This is a genomic window from Paraburkholderia adhaesiva (assembly GCF_021390575.1).
GTDB classification, from domain to species: domain Bacteria; phylum Pseudomonadota; class Gammaproteobacteria; order Burkholderiales; family Burkholderiaceae; genus Paraburkholderia; species Paraburkholderia adhaesiva.
In genome coordinates, this window is sequence record NZ_JAJEJQ010000002.1 from 334,466 (window position 1) to 352,337 (window position 17,872).

24 protein-coding genes are annotated in these 17,872 nt (G+C 66.3%); 10 read left to right on the forward strand and 14 right to left on the reverse strand.

Annotation, left to right across the window (positions count from 1 at the left end; all coding sequences use genetic code 11):
• Nucleotides 1-46: 46 nt before the first annotated feature.
• Entirely contained in the window at nucleotides 47-346 is a 300-nt protein-coding gene (locus L0U80_RS17025; RefSeq protein ID WP_233867197.1) for a hypothetical protein, read from the reverse strand.
• Nucleotides 347-362: 16 nt separating this feature from the next.
• Nucleotides 363-953, reverse strand: a complete 591-nt coding sequence (locus L0U80_RS17030) for a hypothetical protein (RefSeq protein ID WP_233867199.1) — start codon at nucleotides 951-953, stop codon at nucleotides 363-365.
• A 941-nt stretch (nucleotides 954-1,894) separates the two neighbouring features.
• Between L0U80_RS17030 and L0U80_RS17035 the strand changes: the two genes are divergently transcribed.
• Nucleotides 1,895-2,647, forward strand: coding sequence for a carbonic anhydrase (locus L0U80_RS17035; protein ID WP_233867201.1), 753 nt, complete (start codon nucleotides 1,895-1,897; stop codon nucleotides 2,645-2,647).
• A gap of 466 nt (nucleotides 2,648-3,113) precedes the next feature.
• On the opposite strand, the gene L0U80_RS17040 is transcribed toward L0U80_RS17035, so the two are convergent.
• Genes L0U80_RS17040 through L0U80_RS17090 form a run of 11 tightly spaced genes read right to left on the reverse strand, consistent with a single transcriptional unit; the run spans nucleotide 3,114 to nucleotide 10,321 of the window.
• The gene (locus tag L0U80_RS17040; RefSeq protein ID WP_233867203.1) at nucleotides 3,114-4,517 is read right to left on the reverse strand and encodes a phage/plasmid primase, P4 family; all 1,404 of its coding nucleotides are present in this window, start codon (nucleotides 4,515-4,517) and stop codon (nucleotides 3,114-3,116) included.
• Nucleotides 4,510-4,968 carry a DNA primase gene (locus tag L0U80_RS17045; RefSeq protein WP_233867205.1) on the reverse strand — a complete coding sequence of 153 codons (459 nt, stop codon included), beginning with the start codon at nucleotides 4,966-4,968 and terminating at the stop codon, nucleotides 4,510-4,512. The genes L0U80_RS17040 and L0U80_RS17045 overlap by 8 nt, the downstream gene beginning before the upstream one ends.
• A complete protein-coding gene (locus tag L0U80_RS17050; protein ID WP_233867207.1) occupies nucleotides 4,965-5,165 on the reverse strand; it encodes a hypothetical protein in 201 nt (66 codons plus the stop codon). The genes L0U80_RS17045 and L0U80_RS17050 overlap by 4 nt, the downstream gene beginning before the upstream one ends.
• Nucleotides 5,166-5,170: 5 nt before the next feature.
• A complete protein-coding gene (locus L0U80_RS17055) occupies nucleotides 5,171-5,392 on the reverse strand; it encodes a hypothetical protein (protein WP_233867209.1) in 222 nt (73 codons plus the stop codon).
• Nucleotides 5,393-5,414: 22 nt separating this feature from the next.
• Nucleotides 5,415-6,122, reverse strand: coding sequence for a RusA family crossover junction endodeoxyribonuclease (locus L0U80_RS17060; RefSeq protein WP_233867211.1), 708 nt, complete (start codon nucleotides 6,120-6,122; stop codon nucleotides 5,415-5,417).
• Complete coding sequence (locus L0U80_RS17065) at nucleotides 6,119-6,301, reverse strand: hypothetical protein (protein ID WP_233867214.1); 183 nt, start codon at nucleotides 6,299-6,301, stop codon at nucleotides 6,119-6,121. Before L0U80_RS17065 ends, L0U80_RS17060 begins: the two co-directional genes overlap by 4 nt.
• Nucleotides 6,298-6,741: a DUF7694 domain-containing protein gene (locus L0U80_RS17070; protein WP_233867217.1), complete on the reverse strand. Its 444-nt coding sequence runs from the start codon at nucleotides 6,739-6,741 to the stop codon at nucleotides 6,298-6,300. The genes L0U80_RS17065 and L0U80_RS17070 overlap by 4 nt, the downstream gene beginning before the upstream one ends.
• Before the next feature lie 31 nt (nucleotides 6,742-6,772).
• Nucleotides 6,773-7,378 carry a hypothetical protein gene (locus L0U80_RS17075; protein WP_233867220.1) on the reverse strand — a complete coding sequence of 202 codons (606 nt, stop codon included), beginning with the start codon at nucleotides 7,376-7,378 and terminating at the stop codon, nucleotides 6,773-6,775.
• A complete protein-coding gene (locus tag L0U80_RS31670) occupies nucleotides 7,368-8,705 on the reverse strand; it encodes a DNA methyltransferase (RefSeq protein WP_233867222.1) in 1,338 nt (445 codons plus the stop codon). Before L0U80_RS31670 ends, L0U80_RS17075 begins: the two co-directional genes overlap by 11 nt.
• Before the next feature lie 44 nt (nucleotides 8,706-8,749).
• Nucleotides 8,750-10,051: a DNA cytosine methyltransferase gene (locus L0U80_RS17085; RefSeq protein ID WP_233867227.1), complete on the reverse strand. Its 1,302-nt coding sequence runs from the start codon at nucleotides 10,049-10,051 to the stop codon at nucleotides 8,750-8,752.
• 12 nt (nucleotides 10,052-10,063) lie between these two features.
• Nucleotides 10,064-10,321, reverse strand: a complete 258-nt coding sequence (locus L0U80_RS17090) for a hypothetical protein (RefSeq protein WP_233867230.1) — start codon at nucleotides 10,319-10,321, stop codon at nucleotides 10,064-10,066.
• A gap of 776 nt (nucleotides 10,322-11,097) precedes the next feature.
• Here L0U80_RS17090 and L0U80_RS17095 point away from each other — a divergent pair.
• The 9 genes from L0U80_RS17095 to L0U80_RS17135 are packed head-to-tail and all read left to right on the forward strand — an operon-like array spanning nucleotide 11,098 to nucleotide 16,012.
• Entirely contained in the window at nucleotides 11,098-11,928 is an 831-nt protein-coding gene (locus L0U80_RS17095; RefSeq protein WP_233867233.1) for a PD-(D/E)XK nuclease-like domain-containing protein, read from the forward strand.
• Between the two features lie 2 nt (nucleotides 11,929-11,930).
• Nucleotides 11,931-13,007, forward strand: a complete 1,077-nt coding sequence (locus L0U80_RS17100; protein ID WP_233867236.1) for a recombinase RecT — start codon at nucleotides 11,931-11,933, stop codon at nucleotides 13,005-13,007.
• Between the two features lie 57 nt (nucleotides 13,008-13,064).
• A complete protein-coding gene (locus tag L0U80_RS17105; RefSeq protein ID WP_233867247.1) occupies nucleotides 13,065-13,361 on the forward strand; it encodes a hypothetical protein in 297 nt (98 codons plus the stop codon).
• 39 nt (nucleotides 13,362-13,400) lie between these two features.
• A complete protein-coding gene (locus L0U80_RS17110) occupies nucleotides 13,401-13,883 on the forward strand; it encodes a hypothetical protein (RefSeq protein WP_233867248.1) in 483 nt (160 codons plus the stop codon).
• Nucleotides 13,884-13,919: 36 nt separating this feature from the next.
• On the forward strand, nucleotides 13,920-14,153 hold the full coding sequence (locus L0U80_RS17115; protein WP_233867250.1) for a hypothetical protein: 234 nt from the start codon (nucleotides 13,920-13,922) through the stop codon (nucleotides 14,151-14,153).
• Nucleotides 14,154-14,213: 60 nt separating this feature from the next.
• On the forward strand, nucleotides 14,214-14,840 hold the full coding sequence (locus L0U80_RS17120; protein ID WP_233867251.1) for a hypothetical protein: 627 nt from the start codon (nucleotides 14,214-14,216) through the stop codon (nucleotides 14,838-14,840).
• A complete protein-coding gene (locus L0U80_RS17125; protein ID WP_233867254.1) occupies nucleotides 14,830-15,312 on the forward strand; it encodes a hypothetical protein in 483 nt (160 codons plus the stop codon). Before L0U80_RS17120 ends, L0U80_RS17125 begins: the two co-directional genes overlap by 11 nt.
• Nucleotides 15,309-15,689, forward strand: coding sequence for a hypothetical protein (locus L0U80_RS17130; RefSeq protein ID WP_233867255.1), 381 nt, complete (start codon nucleotides 15,309-15,311; stop codon nucleotides 15,687-15,689). Before L0U80_RS17125 ends, L0U80_RS17130 begins: the two co-directional genes overlap by 4 nt.
• Complete coding sequence (locus tag L0U80_RS17135; protein ID WP_233867258.1) at nucleotides 15,686-16,012, forward strand: hypothetical protein; 327 nt, start codon at nucleotides 15,686-15,688, stop codon at nucleotides 16,010-16,012. The genes L0U80_RS17130 and L0U80_RS17135 overlap by 4 nt, the downstream gene beginning before the upstream one ends.
• Nucleotides 16,013-16,016: 4 nt before the next feature.
• Here L0U80_RS17135 and L0U80_RS17140 read toward each other — a convergent pair whose 3' ends face one another.
• Entirely contained in the window at nucleotides 16,017-17,711 is a 1,695-nt protein-coding gene (locus tag L0U80_RS17140) for a recombinase family protein (RefSeq protein WP_233867260.1), read from the reverse strand.
• Between the last annotated feature and the right edge of the window lie 161 nt (nucleotides 17,712-17,872).

Sequence of the window (17,872 nt, forward strand, 5' to 3'; positions counted from 1 at the left end):
CACTCCCGGTAGTGTTGTGATAGCTACCGGAGTGCGCGAGCCGGTTCTATGCGCCTGTATCAGCCTGAATCTCGCAATCCTGCCCGCAGGAAGCAATGGGCTTGGGTCCGAGGCCTCGTCTGGCCGTCATCCAGAAACCGGCCTGGTTGAGCGTCATGCCTTTCGCGCGCATCTCGTCCACCGTCAGGCAGCGGCGTCGCGAAGGCTCGCCCTGTGCACCACCGAATGGGCCGGTGCGATGCGCATCGAATGCGTAGGTGGAGTTGAAAAACGCCCCACAGGTCGGGCACTGGTTACGGTCGCCGGTGAGGTGCCGTCGTGTGGCTGGTCGTGCATTCGTGTCCATGCTGGCTCCCGAGGGTTCACGCCGGCTGCGTTTCGGTGTCGCTCACGACGATGCCGGCTTCGTGGAGGTGCTCGTCGATGCGCGCGAACGCGGCATCGAACGCACCGCCCGTGGTGCGCGTACCGATCAGCGCCGTCGACAGCACGCTGCTATGCTCGGCCACCGTCGTGCGGTGTGCGCCGCAGCGCTGTGCGAGCGCGACCTGCGTCTCGGCGGTATGGGTGAGCAGGTTGGCGACCAGCGCCTCGCGCAGCCGCACATTCGGCACATGGCTGATGAACAGCGCGGCGGTCGTGGCCACCACGAAGTTGAGCGCGTTGGCCCACTCGGGATTCGGATAGTGGCCCGCGCAGCATGGGCGGCGGCAGTTGCAACGCAGCCAGCGCGGCGCATACGAGACGACGAGGATTGCCTGCTGGGCGAGCGGCAGGCGTTCGAGCTGGCGACGGATGCGGGCAGCCTGCACGCTCGCGTCCGTGCCCTCCAGCGTCACGCCCGCGCCCGCCGTCTGGTGCAGCGGCGCGAGTGAGGACACGCTGCCCGCCTCGATCGTGTGGCGCAACGCATCGCGCAGGGCCTCGGCGGTGCTGGTGTAGGAGTGCTTCATGGCAAAACGCGAACAGGACGTGCCCGAAACAAGAAACCCGCCTCGTGGGCGGGTCTCTGGATACATTACGGCACATACCGTTCAATGGCCCAGAATAGACCGAAAATGTCGGTTGTCAAGTTCCGGGATCCCAAGTGGGTGAAAATGCGCTCCCTCGCGTGTCCTTTCGCCGCCACTGCACTCCCGCACGCCCCCGTGCGGCCCTCTCCAGTGTAATAAAGTCAACCCGACCGACATTTTCTGCCGGTTTCAGATCCGACCAATAGAGGCGTGACACGCACACTTTCGCGCCTCGAATGAGACATAAAACCTGTTAGCAGAAAAAACCCGTGTGGATAACTAATTTCATCACCTCCGCACACCCGCCACCGTGGCCCCACACACGCCCACCGCCCCGCCGCCCAACTTTCACGCACCACCCGCACGCTTCAAATACGTCGAGTTATCCCCTCAGTTGTCCACTGTCGACTTCTCGCGACACCCGCTTGCGTTCGCACGCTTTTTGCCGAGCCGCTCCGCAACAGCCCCGGTTACGTGGCACGCACAACGAAGAGGTCAACAGCGTGCAATGCTGGCTAACAGCCCAACCGGCGCTCACGCCGGTAGAATTTTTAACATTTTCGAAGCCCCCTCGTGCCGCGACCTTTGAAGGGTTCGCAGGCCTGCAGGACTATCGCTCCGCTCAACTCTCGTTGAGCCAACGCAAGAGCCGACGTGGGATCGGAACAGATGCGAAACGCGCGGCCATACAATGGCGTCGCCGTGTCATCCGCTGCCGGCAATCTGGCACTGGACCGCAGTACGAACGGACATGCAACGATCATTGCCGACGAGCTGGCAGTGCTCCCGAGGCCATCGGCCCGCCAGGCTTCGACGCCGAAAGTCCGACCTGTTCCCCGTGGCTCTTTACAGCCGCCAATTTTATGCACGATACCCCTACCATGAAATCCCTGAGATACCTGGCGCTCGTCGGCAGCCTGTGCGCGACATTTGCCCATGCCGCCGCGCCGAATGCAGACGCACCGCACTGGTCGTACCATGGCGACAGCAGCCCCGCGCACTGGGGTGACCTGTCCCCATCGAATGCGGCTTGCCGCGAAGGCCAGTCCCAGTCACCGGTCGATCTGCATCCCTCTGCCGCGATGCACGAACACGCCCGCGAATTCTTGATCCACTATCACCCTGCGACCTTCACGCCGCTTAACAACGGGCACACGATCCAGGCGAGCGCCGACGATGCATCGAACGTGCTGGACCTGCGCTCGGATACGTACACGCTGAAGCAGTTTCATTTCCATACACCCAGCGAGCACGAACTCAACGGCAATCGCTATCCGATGGAGCTACATCTCGTTCACCAGGACAGTCACGGCAATCTGACAGTGCTCGGGGTTTTCATCAAGGAAGGCAGGGCGAATGCGGCGCTGGCGCAACTGTTCGCGCATCTGCCTGAGGAAGGCGCGTCCATGCAGCCGGTCGCGATCGACCTCGACGCACTGCTGCCACGCAAGCGGCGCGCGCTGGTCTATTCGGGCTCGCTGACAACGCCGCCGTGCACCGAGCGGGTGAACTGGATCGTGCTGGAAGAGCCAATAGAGCTCTCGAAAGTGCAGATCGATGCATTCCGCCAGCGGTTCCCCGACAATCACCGCGATGTCAATCCGCTGAACAGCCGCGAAGTCGACGAGGAATAAGAAAAGCCAGCACAAGGAGAACTTTCGTTCGCCCGTCAGCTGGCTTGATCACAACACCGGCGACTCTGTCGGCGTGCCAGGGCCCACGGCAGCCATCTTCACTTGTGATCGTCTTCGGTGTCGCCAGCCACCGGCCCTGCAAAGGACGGCGGAAAGCCAGAATGGTTTATCGCCTCCTGTACCCCACAGCCAACGGCTGAAGTGAGCGCATGCCAGTTGTGTCGCTCGCACGTTTCACCTTCGCAACCGCACCGCAGGATGATTTGTCTTCAGGGCGGGGGGTTCGGGTGGACAACCGGCCCGAAAAGACAGGCCTGCCAACACCGCTTATCCCCGCAGTGGAAGCGGTGGAAGCTGTGGAAGCCAATCCTATTCTCTGACATGACGCGCGCGCATAGCAGCAATATATAGGAAAGGCTTCCACGGCCTCCACCGCTTCCACCTTCGCGGTCCTCGCGCAAGTCCCTCAGGTCTCCGCGGACCGCAGACGCACTCCACGAAAGAAGTTGCCGCGATTCAGCGTTTCGAAACCCAGTCCGTGCTCGCCGAGCAGCCGCGCCTTGAAATCCGCCGTGCCGATGCGGTGGCCGTCGATACTGTTGCGCGCGAACCAGTCCGCGTAGGCGCGGTAGAGCACGCTCGACTGCGTCGAGAAGAGCGCGTCGAATTCGAGCGCTTCGTCCGCCCACTGTGCAAACGAGTCGTTGTCGTCGAAGTATCCGGCTGAGGCTTCGCGCACTGCCGGCGGCATGTCGCCCAGCCCCGAGGCCCACACCTGACGCGCGCCATCGATCATCCACGCGAGGATGGCGGGATACTCGACGCGCAGCTTGTCACCGAGATCAGGATCGCGCTCGGCCTCAGGCACCCGGTGTGCAAACGGAATCAGCCGGAAGCGCCGCCGCTCGGCCTCATCCACGGCGCGCAGGCGAGGCTTGTGGTTGCCGCAGAAGCACAGCTTGCACACCGGCTCGTAGGTAAAGAAGTTCTGGTGCATGAAGCGCGCGGCGATACGCTCTCCCGAGGCGATATCCTTGATACGCGTGCTGTTCCACTCGCGGCCCTCGGGCAGCTCGGTGCAGGCCACGAGCCGCGCACCGTCGAGCATGGCCAGGCCCGCCGGATGCTGGTCGTGATACGAAGCCAGAAAGATGTCCACCGGCGCCGCACAGTAGTAGTCGCCCATGATGTCGCGCAACGCGCGCAGAAAGCAGGTTTTGCCGTTGCTGCCGGGACCGTACAGCATGAACACCAGTTCGTACTTCGTGCTGCCGCTCAGGAAGTAGCCGCAGACGCGCTGCAGCCACGCCGCGAGCGCATCATCGCCCTGCACAGAGGTGCGCAGAAAGTCGGTCCAGCGCGGACACGCCGCGTCGAAGTCCGGAGTCACCGAGGTAAGCCGGCTGATCAGGTCAATGGGTCGCGCTTCGCGCACCTTGCCGGCGGGCAGCACCACCACACCGCCTGGTGTGCCAAGCAGTGAAGCGACAGCATCGAATGGGCCAGCCGGACACAGCCGCTCATCCGAACGCGCAAGGTGCTCGACATTGCTGACGGCCTTCGCTGAAGCCCAGCGCGCGCTGCCCTGCAGGTTATAGGCGCGCAGCAGCGCGCGTATCCATTCCTGAACAATGCGCCCCGCGTCCGGCTGCCAGCGCGCACCATCCCACATCAGCCAGCAACCCCGCGAGTAGTCGTACAGGAGTTCGCCCTCGTGGATTGACGCGAACGCAAGGGCGAGCGCATCCTCGGTCAGGTCGACAAAGGCGGGTACCTTGTCGCGCACATTCACCGGCACCATTTCCAGCCGCGCGCGATGTGGGCCTGGCTTGCGGGAAGGCTTGCCGGTCCTCTCCGGCGTGTCAGCCATGGCATCGTGCCTCGGCGTCGAGAATGCGCGCGACCGAGCGCACCAGACGTGCATGCTCGCTGGCGGTGACTGAGCCGCGCCGCAGGATCGCCCCGACCACCACCATCACCTCGAGCAGTTCGAGCGTGAGCGCGGGCAGCCACTGCGCGTCGGTAAAGCGCCGCCCATGACATGTTGCGGGCCGGGCGAGGTGAACGTCGTACCCGTCGGGTTCGCGCGGCGGGAACAGGTCGGCGAGATCGAGACCGAGCGCCGCCGCCACCGCGTCGACACCGCAGCCGGCAAAACAATGCAGTAACACCCGGCGATCGTCACATTCGGTGATGGCCAGCGCCGGTCGATGGCCGTCATGTGCCGGACACCGCGCGCGCCAGCGGCCCGGTGCGACCTCGCGCACGCCTTCGAGCCGTACGAGCAGCGTCGTGACGGGCCGTGCCGCACAAGCGTTCATTGCCAGGTCCGCCGGTACGCGGCCCGCTCGAGCATGATGAGGCACCCCTCGTCAGGCCCGGCTGCGAGGCGCGCGCCGATCCGCTCGTCGTCCAGCCACACGACCACGGCAGGCGTCTCGCGCATGCCTTCGAAGGCGTGCATCCGGACCACCCCGATCACCTCGCCGCACTTCGCCTTGTCCCGCGTCGCACGCATCGCGCTCACCCCCGCCCAATCACATCGCCAAACACATCGCTGAACATCACGCGCAGCTCCTCGCCGTGCACGGGCCGACAGCCATAGGCACGCTCGGCCACCGCCGCGTAATGATCGGCGTTGCGCGCAAAGTGGCCGCCGCGCCGGTGCGCCTCGGCGCGCACCAGCTCGCCCGGCGTCGGTAGCCGCCGCGGGTGCAGCGGGCGGATCACGTACAGCGCTTTCATGCTGGCCTCCTCGCGCGGGCCATCAGCGGTGGTCGGTATCCGGCCCGCCGTCCTCGTCGGGCGGGCTCGACACCACCAGCGCCGCGTGCGCGAGCTGTTCGATGTGTCGCAGCGCGCGGGTCGGATGACTGAGCACTTCGCGCGCGGCGATCTCGCCGATCAGGTGCAGCGCGCCACGCAGCCGCGGCACATCGTGGACCGCGCGGCGGCGCTGCTGCTCGGCGTGCGCGGCATGCAGGGTCTTGCAGAACGGGTTCATCCCTGGTACTCCTGTGGGTTCGGCCCCGGCTTCACCGAGTGGCTCGACCCGCACCTCGATGCGCGGATCGCGCCGGTCGATACAATGAAACACATGTTTCTCGCGCACGCAGCGGTCATTGGTGATCACGCCGCGCTGTGCGAGTTCGCGTGCGCCCCCGCTGCCGTTCGGTACCTTCACCCAGCGGTCCTGCAGGCAGTCGAGCACGAGCGATTCATCGAGATCGCTGCGCTCGCTGGCGTAAGCCATCACGAGCGTGACGCGTACCGGCACGTCCAGACGCACCCGGCAGCGCGGCGGGATCTGTGCCAGGGCCATGCGTTCGAACGCGAGCGCCTTCGCGCTCTTGATCAGGCGCGGGCCTCCGGTCGCCTCGCCGGTGAGCGGATCGCGCGCACCGCATCGCACCAGGCGGCGGCTGTTGCTTTTCGACGCGGCCTCGCCGCGGATCGTGAAGGCGATGGCGCTCATGCGCCGCCCCTGAGCAGCAGCATCACCGCCCAGGCACCGAGCACGGCCTGCAGCGCCACCGTGACGGCGCGCGTGCGGTCCGGGGGCGGTCGTGCCGGTACATGCCGCGCGAGATCGGCGAGGTTGCCGAGCGCCCCGATAAAGAACAGCACCGCGTTGACGATGAGATAGAGGTTCATGATCCCGACCACTTCCAGCCGGCCAGCGCCAGCGCCCGCAGCTTCGCGATCTCTTCGGGCGTCATCCGCGCGAGTGTCGCGGGCGGCACGCCCATAAGGCCCACCAGCAGGGGCGGCGGCAGCGGGATCGTCCGGCGCTGTGGGCGCCACAGGTGCAGGCACCAGGGATGGTTGTTCACGTACTGCGCGCGCGCTGGATGCAGCTGCATCACCGTCTCGTCGGCCTCGAAGCACTGCTCCTTGACCCACGCCATCTCCTCCCAGGTCGGACAGCGCGCCTCGCCCGCCACCGTGATGCTCACGTGATCCCAGCTGTCGCCGTCCGAGACGATCACGTGCAGCACCACGCCCGTGGGCGCATGCAGATGGAACGCGCCGTTGTGCGCGTCGCCACCGAGGTGACGGAAGCGTCCGGCCTCCAGATGCGCAAGATCTCTCATGGCTGTCTCCACATTATTAGTTTTCCTTATTTCATGAACTAGTCCGCTCCGGTCCGCCCGTCACGATCCGGCAGTCCTGCTGCGCGAGCCACCACCATGCCAGCGCCAGAAACGCCGCGTTCGTGGTGCACTGCTGCCCGTAGCCGCGCCGCGCGTCGTAACACGGCAGCGTCCCGATCCCCTGCCGCATCAGCACCTGGGCACGCGTGTAGAGATCGCGCGTATGCACGGCGGCCCAGCTCAGGAGCCGCTCGTCCTCCATCCCGACGTAAGCCTGGACCGTCAGTGCCGGATACAGCCACCCCTGCTCCGGATGTCCGATCGCGTAGAGGCGCTTGGCGAACTCGGTCGCGCTGCCGCTCGCCCGTTCGAACCGGATCGTGAAGGTGTCCCAGGGCGTCTGGTCGGGCCGCATCCACTGCACGCGCGAGGCGATGCCGCGCATCGCGCCGTCCTCGCGGGTCTGCCAGGCATCGATACCGGCCAGCGCATCGAGCCGCCAGGCGAGATCCGTGCCGCTGACGGCCTCGACCGGCACCAGCTCACCGCCGCCGCACGCCGGTGCAACGATCGGCCACACCACCGCGCTGAACACACGGGCGCTGCGCGACAGGTCGTGAGCCACGTCAGGCGTCAATTTCGCATCCCCTTGTGCGGGCGATCTCGAGACAGCCGCGATCGATCTCGCAGCCGCGCCCGATGCGCCCCAGTCGGCCCGCCGCCAGCACGAACGTGCCGGTCCCGGCGAACGGATCGAACACCAGATCGCCCGCGCGGCTCGCGTGCCGGATGAACCGCTCGGCCAGCGCATCGGGTTTCTGCCAGGGATGAAAGCGCTCGCCATGCCGCCCGTCCGGCGCGTTGATGCAGTGCAACGCGAAATGCTCGGTCAGCAGCGGACAGTCGAGCGGCAGCGCATCCGGCCCCCGGTAATAAAGAATGGGGGTGCAGTTCTGGCGATAGTCGAGCGACGGGGCCGGACCGATCTCGTTGGTACAGCCCCAGAAGAGCATCTGCCCCTCCATCCCGTCCGGCACCTTGACTGACAGGTAGGCGCGCAGCTCCCGCAGATAGGCCCCGATGAAGATGTAGGCACGCCCGCTGCGCTTGAGCTTCGCCAGCGCCAGCGGCAGCCAGGTGCGTGCGAACGCACCGATGTCGCGGACATCGGTGCAGTACGGCGGATCGGTCAGGATCAGGTCGCAGGCGGGCTGCGCGGGCAGCCACGCGCAGCAGTCGCCGGCATGGATACGCGGCGTACTCGCCATGCCGGCGCGCGGCACTTCGAGCGCCTCGAGCGCGAGCAGCCGCCCGATGCCGCGCACCTGCTTTGCCACCGTGGCCGCGTCGCCCGTGACCAGTTGCTTCTGCTGTTCGCGGTCTTGCAGTCTGGCGACGCGCACCGCCGTCCGCAGTGCTACGAGACCCTGCTCGCACGCCTCGACGACTTCCGGCACGGCTCTCGCGCGGACCTCCACCGCACGCTGCACCGTCCGGCGAGATACGCCCAGCAGTTGCGCCGCGCGCTCCTGCGAAACGGCGTAATCAGGGTATACCCCAGAAACTGCGCCCATGGGCGCAGTTTCTGGGGTATACCCTGGATGCGAATCGGCCTGCATACCCGCCGTTTTCGGTGGGTGGCCTTCGCCCAGGTTGGCCAGTTTTGCCGCACTCATCGCAAGCTGCGACTCGTTCAGATGGCGGCGCAGAATGTTAAGGGCGACGATCACGCCAACCGGATCGTCGCCGCGATAGATGCGGCACTTCAGCGGTGCATGCTGCTGCTGGCGCGCGCGCAGGCGGCTGCGCCCGTCGATCAGCTGGCCGTTACCATCGAGCCACACCGCCTCGAGCTGGCCCTGCCGTTCGATGTCCTCGCACAGCGTCTGAAATTGCGCTTCGCTCATCGACGGCGGTAAGGAGGCGAGCGGATGAAGCGGCGGGTAGTCGAGCGTCTCGAACACGCCGTCGTCCGCGACGCGGGCAGCCTCGCGCAGAGAATGGATCGTCATGGCGATCCGCCCCTGCGCGCTGTCTCCGCTGCCGTCCGCGTCAGCGCGTCGTCAACAAGGGCGATGCGCCGCCCGATCCACGCCAGCACCGGCACCGCGATGCTGTTGCCGAGCGCCCGGTAGCGCGGCCCGTCCGCGGCAGGCCTGCCGCGGTACGGCACCTGCGTGTAGTCATCGGCGAACCCCATCAAACGCTCGGCCTCGCGGGGCGTCAGCCGCCGCACCTGCAGGGCCGGGGTCACGAGCGCGCCGACGCCGATCCCGTCGCACCCGCCACTGGGCGTCACCAGCGCGTTCGCGAGATCATCGCCGTGTACCTCGAGCCGCCGGCCTTCGGCGCGTCCGCGCACGGCCAGCACCCAGGGTGCCGCGTCCTGCGCGTCGTGCAGGATCGCCACCTGGCCGCCGCCGTTCGCGTGCGAGGCGGCATGATTCATGCCGCGCAGCGTCGGCGCGATCGCGTCCGCGCGGACGGAGCCGTGCGAGGTCTTGCTGTCGAATGCGACCGGCACCAGCGGCGTACCGCGACCCGTGCCGTCCTCGCTCGCGTCGAATCCTTCGCCGTTAAGGGCATGCGCAACGAGCAGCGTCTCGGACTCCGCGTCGATGCGCTCGTTGCTCGAGGTCAGCACGCGGGCGATGCCGGGGATCAGCGCGCCATCACACTCGGCATCGGTGCCGAGGCCGCCACCGCCGCGAGTGCGCGCGCTAACGGTGGGGGCAAGGTCTTGCCCCGTTTCGCGGCACGGCGCAGGATCCCCGCGCACGCTTTCGGGCTCAAGCAGTACCGCGGCGGCAGCGGCGGCGTTTCCAGCACAGCCGACAACGAACACACGGCGGCGTCGCTGGGCCAGGCCGAAGTACTGAGCATCCAGCACCCGCCAGGCGATGCCGTACCCGAGGTCAGCCAGCGTCCCGATGAAGGCGCCAAAATCCCGTCCGCCGTTCGAGGACAGCACACCGGGTACGTTCTCCCAGACGAGCCAGCGGGGCGCAAACTGGCGAGCAGCGGCAAGCCAGACAAGCGCGAGCTGGCCACGCGGATCATCCAGTCCGGCCCGCTTTCCGGCCACGCTGAATGAAACGCAGGGCGTACCGGCCACGAGAAGGTCAACTGCTCCGACACGCCAGGCCTCGTAACCGTGGATATCGCCAAGATTGGGCACACCTGGATAGCGATGCGCGAGCACCGCGCACGCGAACGGCTCGATCTCGGCGAACGCGACCGGCGTCCAGCCCAGCGGCAGCCAGGCGGCGCTCGCGGCTTCGATGCCGGAGCACAGCGACAGATAGTGCATGACGGCCCCGCCTCAGGCGGGTCCGTTCCACTGCGCCATCTGCGTCATGTGCGCGAGCAGCACCTCGCCGGGACGCAGCCCCGAAGCGTCGCACTGCAGCGCACGTCCGCGCTGCTCCATCTCGACGGCCTCGCGCAGATAACGCGCGAGCAGCGCCCCCAGTCCATCGCCGGTCAGCGGGTGCACCATCACCCGCATCGGAGTCCCGCCGTGCCGCGTGCCGGCCTCTCGCGTCGGCATGTTGCCGCCGCACCCAGTCGTGCTGTTCATGTCCGCTCTCCCGATCCAGGCGTCAACGACAGCGCCGCGCGCGGCGCGAGCCGCACGCACGCACACCGCGCCGGAGCACGGTCTGCCCTATCTGTCGTGACTCAGGTTGATGACGGGCGGGCGCTTAGCGCCCCCGCTCGGTGGGGATGGCGGCGGCGGTCGTGAGACCGCAGCAGCGTGCAGGGATGACAGCGGACGGCGCGATGCCGGTGCCGCGCGATGCCTGCGCTCGCGCTCCGGTACGCGTGGGAGAAGGACTTCTTCGCGCGTTTCGCGACGCGCGTCAGAAATGAAAGGGAGGACATTGCTGTTCCCGGCAGGTGAGCCGGGCTGCGAGAAAAGTTAACGCGGTGAACCCCATCATCGCGCGTCGCCTGTCATGACACGCATCGCGACAGGCGCCGTGATGCGCATTCCGCCGTAATGAGCTTGCAGGCGTGTGGTGGCGGTAGAACAGGTTGAATGAAAGCGTCATGGAACACAAGCGTAGTGCGAAAAAACGGGAAGTCAACCGGATGCACCGAATCTGCACCGCACGCAGAAATGCCCTGAAACAGGGGGTGAAATGCAGATCCTGAAAGGTCACGTCGTGGGCGACGCGCGCACGACCTGTCGCGATTACCTCGCCGCGCACGGAAACAATTTCGTGCTTGGGAAACCATCTTCCGTGTCCTATCGTTCCGTTCCACACGCTGCACGAACGCTGCTCCTTCCGTCATGAATCATTCAGGTTTCCTTCCCATCTCCGCGCCCGCTGCCGCGAGGCTGGTGTGAGCATGGACATCCCTGCCCACGGTCGCCTCGACCATCTGCCTGCCACCGAGTATTTCTCGCGCGAGGCGTTTTCCTCGAGCGGCGTGAAGCACCTGCTGCGCTCGGCGGCGCACTATGACGCCTGGCGCACCGCGCCGCGCGAGCCCTCATCCGAGATGGCCTTCGGCACCGTGGTCCACGCGCTGGTGCTCGAACCGGACCGCGCGCCGCCCGTCGCGATCGCGCCGGAGTGCGAACGGCGATCAAATGCTGACAAGGCGACGTGGAACGCCTTCGAAGCGGGTCTCGAAGGCCGCATTGCCCTGAAGCAGGCCGAGTTCGACCGCGCGCAGCGCGTGCGCGACGCCGTGCAGGGTCATCCCGCCGCGCGCGAGCTGCTGGCCGGTATCACGAGCGAGGTGAGCCTGTTCTGGGAGGACGACGAATTCGGCATCCCGTGCAAGGCCCGGCTCGATGCGCTGCGTGGCGACGGCGGCATCGTTGACCTGAAGACCACGCGTAACGCGTGCGCCGATGAGTTCGCACGCTCGGTCGCCCGCTATGCCTATCACGCCCAGGCCGCGCATTACAGCAGCGGCTGCGAGCATGTGCTCGATGCCTCACCCCGGTTCTACGCATGGGTCGCCATCGAGACCGAACCGCCGTTCGGCTGCGCCTGCTATGTGGCCGGTACCGACGCGCTGTGCGCGGGCCGCGACCTGGTGGTTGAAGCCGCACGCATCTATGCCCGCGCGCGGCGCGAGGGTCGCTGGCGCGGCTATCCCGACACGCTCCAGCCGCTCGTCATGCCGTCCTGGGCGCTGCGTCTGCCCACCCTTGCGCAGGAAGACTGATCATGCCGATCCCGCATCACATCCAGGCGTTCCGCGCCGATATTCTCTCCGACCGGCAGATCGGACAGATCGCCCTCGTGCTGCCGCCCGGCATGGATCCGCGCGCCTTCGCGCGGGTGGCCGCGACCGCCGTGCTGTCCACGCCGGATCTCTACGAGATCGAGCAGACCTCGCTGCTCGCCGCGTGCATGGAGGCCGCCCAGGACGGCCTGCTGCCCGATGGCCGTGAAGGCGCGATCGTGCCGTTCACCGACACGAAGCATCACGTGAAGCGCGCCAGCTGGATTCCGATGATCGGCGGTCTGCTCAAGCTCGTGCGTCAGAGCGGCGAACTGCTCGATGTGGCCGCGTACATCGTGCGCACGAACGATCTCTTCGAATACGAGGTCAATGAGCACGGCGTGCATTTCCGGCACCGCCCGGATGTCCTCCATCCTGGCGCCCCGCCGCTGCTCGTGTACGCGTTCGCCCGCACGAAAGAGGGCGGCGTGTATTTCGAATCGATGCCGTGGAGCGAGATCGATCACTTTCGCGAACTCACGAAAGCGCACGCGCCGGACGCGCCGTGGCAGCAATGGCCTGACGAGATGGCGAAGGTCAGGCCGCTCAAGCGCCTCGCCAAGCGCCTGCCGATGAGCGCGGCAGCGCATGACGCACTGCGCCGCGACGACCAGCGCGACGCCCGTTATCTCGGCCAGTCGCCCGGGCCGGGGGCCGATGATCCGGTGGGCACGATCAATGCCGCGATCCGCGAGGCCACCGCCGCGCAGTCTGCCGACCCGCCACCGTCCGCTGACGAAGCCGCCGATGCCCAGCCGGCATCGGGCGAGGAGCCCGCGACGCGCAACCCGCCGCCCGGAACTGACGGTGACGAAGCCGCCGACGCAAAGCCGACGCTTGCCTTCACCTATGCCCAGGTTGCCGAGCGGCTGAACCGCGCGAAGAACCGCGCGGCGCTCGCTGCCGCCGCGAAGCTGATCGACGCGATGACCGACGACGCGCAGCGCGAGGAGCTGCGCGCGCTGGCCGGTGAGATCGGCGCGGAGCTGGCCGCGAAGGCCAAAGGCAACCCGACGTAATCGCACTCGCGCGTCGCGGCCCGCGCGTGATGGCCGCATCCAATTAAGGAGTCCACAATGTCAGACGAAGCCCTGCTGGCGGCCGATTTCGCCGCCTTCGAAGCACAGCATCCGGTCCCCGCCGACCAGCGCGAGCTGGCCCGCACGCTCTTCTATTTCGGCGCGGCCTGTGTCATCGACATGCTCCGCATGACCGGCAGCGGCCAGCCCGCGCCCGGCGAGGCGCAGGCCGTCTTCGACCGCGTGCGCCGCGAAGTGAATGCGTTCGCCATGGAGCAGATGGTGGCCCACCTGTTCGAGGGCCTCACCGTGGAGGTCATCCACGTGGACGCAGCGTCGTCCGGCGCGCACTGAGGCGCACCCCGCCCTCACGATTCGTGCAGGAGTCCTGTCATGACCGACTATCCAACGCTCTCCATGGTGCTGGCGATGGACGCGCAGGCGCTCTTCGACCACATCGCATGCCATCTCATCCTGCAGGACTGCGTCTGCCGGCACGTGAGCCCGGACGGCGACGTGACGTGCCTGTATCGCGATGCCCAGGGCCGCGCCTGCGCAATCGGCGCCATAGTTCCCGATTCGTTGTATGCACAAGAACTTGAAGGCCGCAGCCTCGGCAACCTGATCCCGTTTCTGAGTTACACGGGACCGCAGGCGGCCCGCATGCTCGCACAGTTCATGGAGCGCCATCTCGGTCTGCTCGCGCCGCTGCAGGGGATTCACGACACGCACCCGCCCAGCCAGTGGCCCGATGAACTCAGCCGCCACGCCTGGCGGCTCGGGCTCGATACGGCAGCGCTGCAGGCGGCCCTGATCCTGCGCGAGGCGCACCGGCCCTCGCGCGTGTGCGAGGAGCCCGCCGATGCCTGCGCGTAGTCATCGCGCGTCTGGAGGTCATGAACGGGGGCCGAGATGAGGTGTTTCATCCCGGACAAGAACCTGCGCCGGCTGCTCGGACGCTATCCGGAGCTGGAGGTCAGCCGCACGCGTCGGCATCTGCGCGTGGTTCGCCCGGATACGGGCGACTTCATCATCCTGTCGCTGACCAGCTCCGACTGGCGCAGCCTGCGCAAGGTGCGCCGCGACCTCGAGCATCTGCGCACGGGCGACGGCTATCTGGGCCGGGCGGCAAGGCAGCGGGCCTGAGAAGGGACGGAGAGCAGGGGCATCATGAAAACGCCAGCAGAGGACCAACCGGTCACGGCGTTGGTCGACACACGCTATCAGTCGATGTGCCGCGCCATCGCTGAATGTCATGCGGTCGACGAGATCAAGGCGCTACACGACCAGGCGCTCGCACTCGAAATCTATGCCCGCCAGGCGCAGAACTTCGAGGCTGAGCGCAAGGCGACCGAGATCCGCATCCGCGCCGAACGGCAGGCGGGCGAGCTGCTGCATCGCATGGCGCGGGCCACTCCGAGTGGCAACAACCAGCACGTCAGAAAAGAGGATGTGTCACGCGACGTGACACATCCTCCCCGGCTGGACGAACTCGGCATCAGCCGTAACCAGTCGAGCCGCTGGCAGCAGTTGGCCGATGTACCCGATGAGACCTTCGAAGCCGTGCTGGCTGACAAAAGCGAACCCGTTTCGACCACGCGGATCATCGAGGCGCACCTGCCGCCGGTGATCATCCACAGACCGCTCAAGCCCGAACAGCTGGCGATCCAGTTTCTGGAATACCTGTATGCGTTTGAACGGCACGGTTATTTCGAGCGCGACATGGGTGCCGCGCTTGCTGCCACGACCCCCACCGTGCGCCGGGAGATCCTGGACCTCGCCGCACGTATCGGTGCTTTTCTTGTCTCAACCGGAGCAAGGCATGACGACTGAACACGCGCAGATCATGGCCATGATCGATCAGGTTTTTAACGACATGCGTCATCGCAACGAGGTGAGCATTAATCCGGTCGCCGTCGGCGACAAGGTCGCCGCGCTGCTTGATCCAGCACGACGCGCACCGGCCCTTGCGTATTACACCTCCAGCATGAAATGTCGCGACTATGCCCGCGAGCGCGTACGCCAGCGCGTGGCCGAACTGCATGCGCTCAGCCAGGGCGAGTTCGAACTGGAGCCCTACTGTCCCACCGGACGCGGCGACGAATACGTGCTGCGCGAAGAGATGACGCTCGATGAACGCACCGCGTTCTCCGAATCGCTCGGGCGCGAAATCGGCACCAAGACGGTTCACAAGATGGCATTCGATGAGGAGACGAACGATCTGATCGCTGCCGGCCACTTCGACGAACGGGGCCGCCCGCGCCACACCCGTCGCGTGTTCGACGATCAGGACCCGACGGCATGAGAGACAACCCTGCAGTGCTGGCCGAAGCCCTGGCGCTTGCGAGCGCAAGCGACGATACAGGCTGGGTCAACGATGCCGCCGTGCTGGTGCTGTTCGACCGCACGCCGGGCGACTTCAGTTTCGTGCCCTGCGCCTTTGCGGTGCTGGTGGAGGTCGATGTCGGGAGCAAGATACTCCGGCACCGGGCCTTCGCGCTCGATGCCGGACGCCGCTGCGTGCGCGAGCTGGAGCCGGATGAAGCCCTCGCGCTGCGCGTGCTGTATCACACGCAACTGATCCAGGCGTGCAAGAGCCGCGAAGCGCGCGAGCGGCATCGGGTGGCCTTCAGCGAAGCCGGATACCGTCTGCCTCACCTGATGCGACAGGACAGCCCATGAAGGCCCGACGCGGCACCAGCCCACCCCCCATCCCGGCCCCACCAGTCGTCGACCCCGACGATCCGTCCATGGGGCTGCTCGCTGGCGTCATCATGAGCGCGAACGGCCAGCCGGGGCTAACCGTGACCACTGTCGACGGACATCCCGCGACGCTCGCCGTACTCGACGAGACCGGTCACGTCCTGCACAGCGGGCCCGCCGTGGGCGAGGAAGCATGGAGCGTCGTCGTCCATGCCTATCGCCTGTTCTGGCAGGGCCAGGGCTATCTGAAGGTCTATGGGACACCCGAGGGCTTCACGCAGGACCCAACGCGCGAAGATTGAGTGCTCAGGCCACCCGCCGCACGCTCTTCGTGTGGGCTCGCGGTTTCACCGTTTCATCAGACCGGTCGATGTGTCCGTTGAGTACGGCGCGCAGGTTCACCGCCGAGCCTGCCCGCCACGCTCCCGTTTTGCGGTCAACGTGAAGCAGCCGGGAAACGCCTGCCTTCGACACCAGCAGCATGTCGATAGTCGGACTGCCCGCCTGCCGCCTGAAGCCATGGTGGTAAATCGCGATCCGCTCGAACGTGTCGGCCACCAGTTGCCGGGCCTGCAGCCGCGCTCCGGCGTCGAGCATCTCGACACCCTTCACCAGATTCGCCCACGCCTTCGCCGCCGTGGGTACTGCAGACTTGCGCGTGGTCGCCAGTTCGTGCTCCAGCGTCGCGACCGCCTCCTGCTCAACGACGAGTTGCGCCTCCAGTTGCCGGGCCTTGCGCGTAAACGAGGCCGGTGCCGCCGCCTCGTCCTCCAGCAGCGCCTCGGTGAGCCGGTCGATCTGCGCCTGGGTTTTCGCCACGCGCTCACGTGCGAGCGCGAGTTTGCCCGCCAGCGGCGAGATCCTGTCGCTCCCCTTGAGCAATGCGTCCAGGTTCATCTGGTCGGCGCAGTAATTCATCAGCGCCCGCTCGATTGGCACAATGCTGCAACTACCCGCGTCGCAACGATCCGCCTTCAGATGTCCCGAGCAGATGATCCGCCGGTGCCCGTCCTGCGGCAGCCCGTTGGCCTGACGGTTTCGTTTGTTCGAGTTCTGGGCCGTCATGGGTCCGCCGCAATAGCCGCAGTGCGCAATCCGCAGTCCGGTTACGATGCCCGGGATTTCTCCCTTGCCGGCGCGTCGCCCCCGCTGGCGCATCATGTGCTGCAGTTCGGCAAACTCGGCTTCGGTCAGCAGCGCCGGATAGTAATCCTTGAGGACATAGCTCTTGCCATCGACCATTAGGGTTTTTTCGCCGATCAACGCACGATTCTCCATGATCCGGTGAATGCGCGGTGCCGCGCTCACGCCCGCCTCCGCGAGCAACGCCTGCGGCCCGGCTATCTGCATGATTTTCGTCGTGCCATATCCCTGCCGGTAGTAGCCGATCACCGACCGGATCACGGTAGCATGGCGCTCTACAAGGACGTAGCCTTTCTCAGGCACCCATTCGATCCAGCGCGGATCGTGGCCACCAGCGAAAACGGTTCGTAAGTCACCATTGACCCAACCTTCGCACCGCCGTCTGATGGCCGCTCTTACCCGTTGGCTTTTTGTTTCCGACTCCTCGTGCGCGCGGATCATCACCAGCAGGCTGTAGACGAGATCCATCGGCTGGGCCTTGAGGGTGCGCGCATTGTATTCACGGTTATCGCACGCCGTGACCACCGTCACGTTGCCATTGATGATCTGTGCAAGCTGGCCCTGCGCGATAAGCGGCTCGGCACGCGAGAGCCGGTCCAGCCCCTCGACGATCAGCACCGAACCGGCGGGAATGCGCCCCTCCTCGACGGCACGCAGAAAGGTGCCCAGCGCGCCCTGCTTGACGTGTCGCTGACGATAAGCCGACAAACCTTCATCACGTAGTGTAAAGGACGCATCGAGCGTCAGGTCGTGGTCGGCAGCCCAGCGGCTCGCATATTCCATCTGCCGGGCGGCACTGGTGCCGTTGGCCTGCTTGGGGTCGCTGAAACGAAGGTAGCTGTAGACACGCGGCTTCATGATTCCGTTTACTATAGACGTTGTGGAATCCTGAGGTTATATCCATTTACCCTCGGCTTGCCGTGGATAAACATCCCGGAAACGAAATGAATTGTCGAAATCGCGGAACAATGCTGGAACGGTTGTCGCGCGCGATGGCGTGACGAGGCGAGGCGCTGGCG

Bases quoted from the DNA above. Each gene is read 5' to 3' on its own strand.
- L0U80_RS17025 (WP_233867197.1), bottom strand. From the start codon at position 346: ATGGACACGAATGCACGACCAGCCACACGACGGCACCTCACCGGCGAC.
- L0U80_RS17030 (WP_233867199.1), bottom strand. From the start codon at position 953: ATGAAGCACTCCTACACCAGCACCGCCGAGGCCCTGCGCGATGCGTTG.
- L0U80_RS17035 (WP_233867201.1), top strand. From the start codon at position 1,895: ATGAAATCCCTGAGATACCTGGCGCTCGTCGGCAGCCTGTGCGCGACA.
- L0U80_RS17040 (WP_233867203.1), bottom strand. From the start codon at position 4,517: ATGGCTGACACGCCGGAGAGGACCGGCAAGCCTTCCCGCAAGCCAGGC.
- L0U80_RS17045 (WP_233867205.1), bottom strand. From the start codon at position 4,968: ATGAACGCTTGTGCGGCACGGCCCGTCACGACGCTGCTCGTACGGCTC.
- L0U80_RS17050 (WP_233867207.1), bottom strand. From the start codon at position 5,165: ATGCGTGCGACGCGGGACAAGGCGAAGTGCGGCGAGGTGATCGGGGTG.
- L0U80_RS17055 (WP_233867209.1), bottom strand. From the start codon at position 5,392: ATGAAAGCGCTGTACGTGATCCGCCCGCTGCACCCGCGGCGGCTACCG.
- L0U80_RS17060 (WP_233867211.1), bottom strand. From the start codon at position 6,122: ATGAGCGCCATCGCCTTCACGATCCGCGGCGAGGCCGCGTCGAAAAGC.
- L0U80_RS17065 (WP_233867214.1), bottom strand. From the start codon at position 6,301: ATGAACCTCTATCTCATCGTCAACGCGGTGCTGTTCTTTATCGGGGCG.
- L0U80_RS17070 (WP_233867217.1), bottom strand. From the start codon at position 6,741: ATGAGAGATCTTGCGCATCTGGAGGCCGGACGCTTCCGTCACCTCGGT.
- L0U80_RS17085 (WP_233867227.1), bottom strand. From the start codon at position 10,051: ATGCACTATCTGTCGCTGTGCTCCGGCATCGAAGCCGCGAGCGCCGCC.
- L0U80_RS17090 (WP_233867230.1), bottom strand. From the start codon at position 10,321: ATGAACAGCACGACTGGGTGCGGCGGCAACATGCCGACGCGAGAGGCC.
- L0U80_RS17095 (WP_233867233.1), top strand. From the start codon at position 11,098: ATGGACATCCCTGCCCACGGTCGCCTCGACCATCTGCCTGCCACCGAG.
- L0U80_RS17100 (WP_233867236.1), top strand. From the start codon at position 11,931: ATGCCGATCCCGCATCACATCCAGGCGTTCCGCGCCGATATTCTCTCC.
- L0U80_RS17105 (WP_233867247.1), top strand. From the start codon at position 13,065: ATGTCAGACGAAGCCCTGCTGGCGGCCGATTTCGCCGCCTTCGAAGCA.
- L0U80_RS17110 (WP_233867248.1), top strand. From the start codon at position 13,401: ATGACCGACTATCCAACGCTCTCCATGGTGCTGGCGATGGACGCGCAG.
- L0U80_RS17115 (WP_233867250.1), top strand. From the start codon at position 13,920: ATGAGGTGTTTCATCCCGGACAAGAACCTGCGCCGGCTGCTCGGACGC.
- L0U80_RS17125 (WP_233867254.1), top strand. From the start codon at position 14,830: ATGACGACTGAACACGCGCAGATCATGGCCATGATCGATCAGGTTTTT.
- L0U80_RS17130 (WP_233867255.1), top strand. From the start codon at position 15,309: ATGAGAGACAACCCTGCAGTGCTGGCCGAAGCCCTGGCGCTTGCGAGC.
- L0U80_RS17135 (WP_233867258.1), top strand. From the start codon at position 15,686: ATGAAGGCCCGACGCGGCACCAGCCCACCCCCCATCCCGGCCCCACCA.
- L0U80_RS17140 (WP_233867260.1), bottom strand. From the start codon at position 17,711: ATGAAGCCGCGTGTCTACAGCTACCTTCGTTTCAGCGACCCCAAGCAG.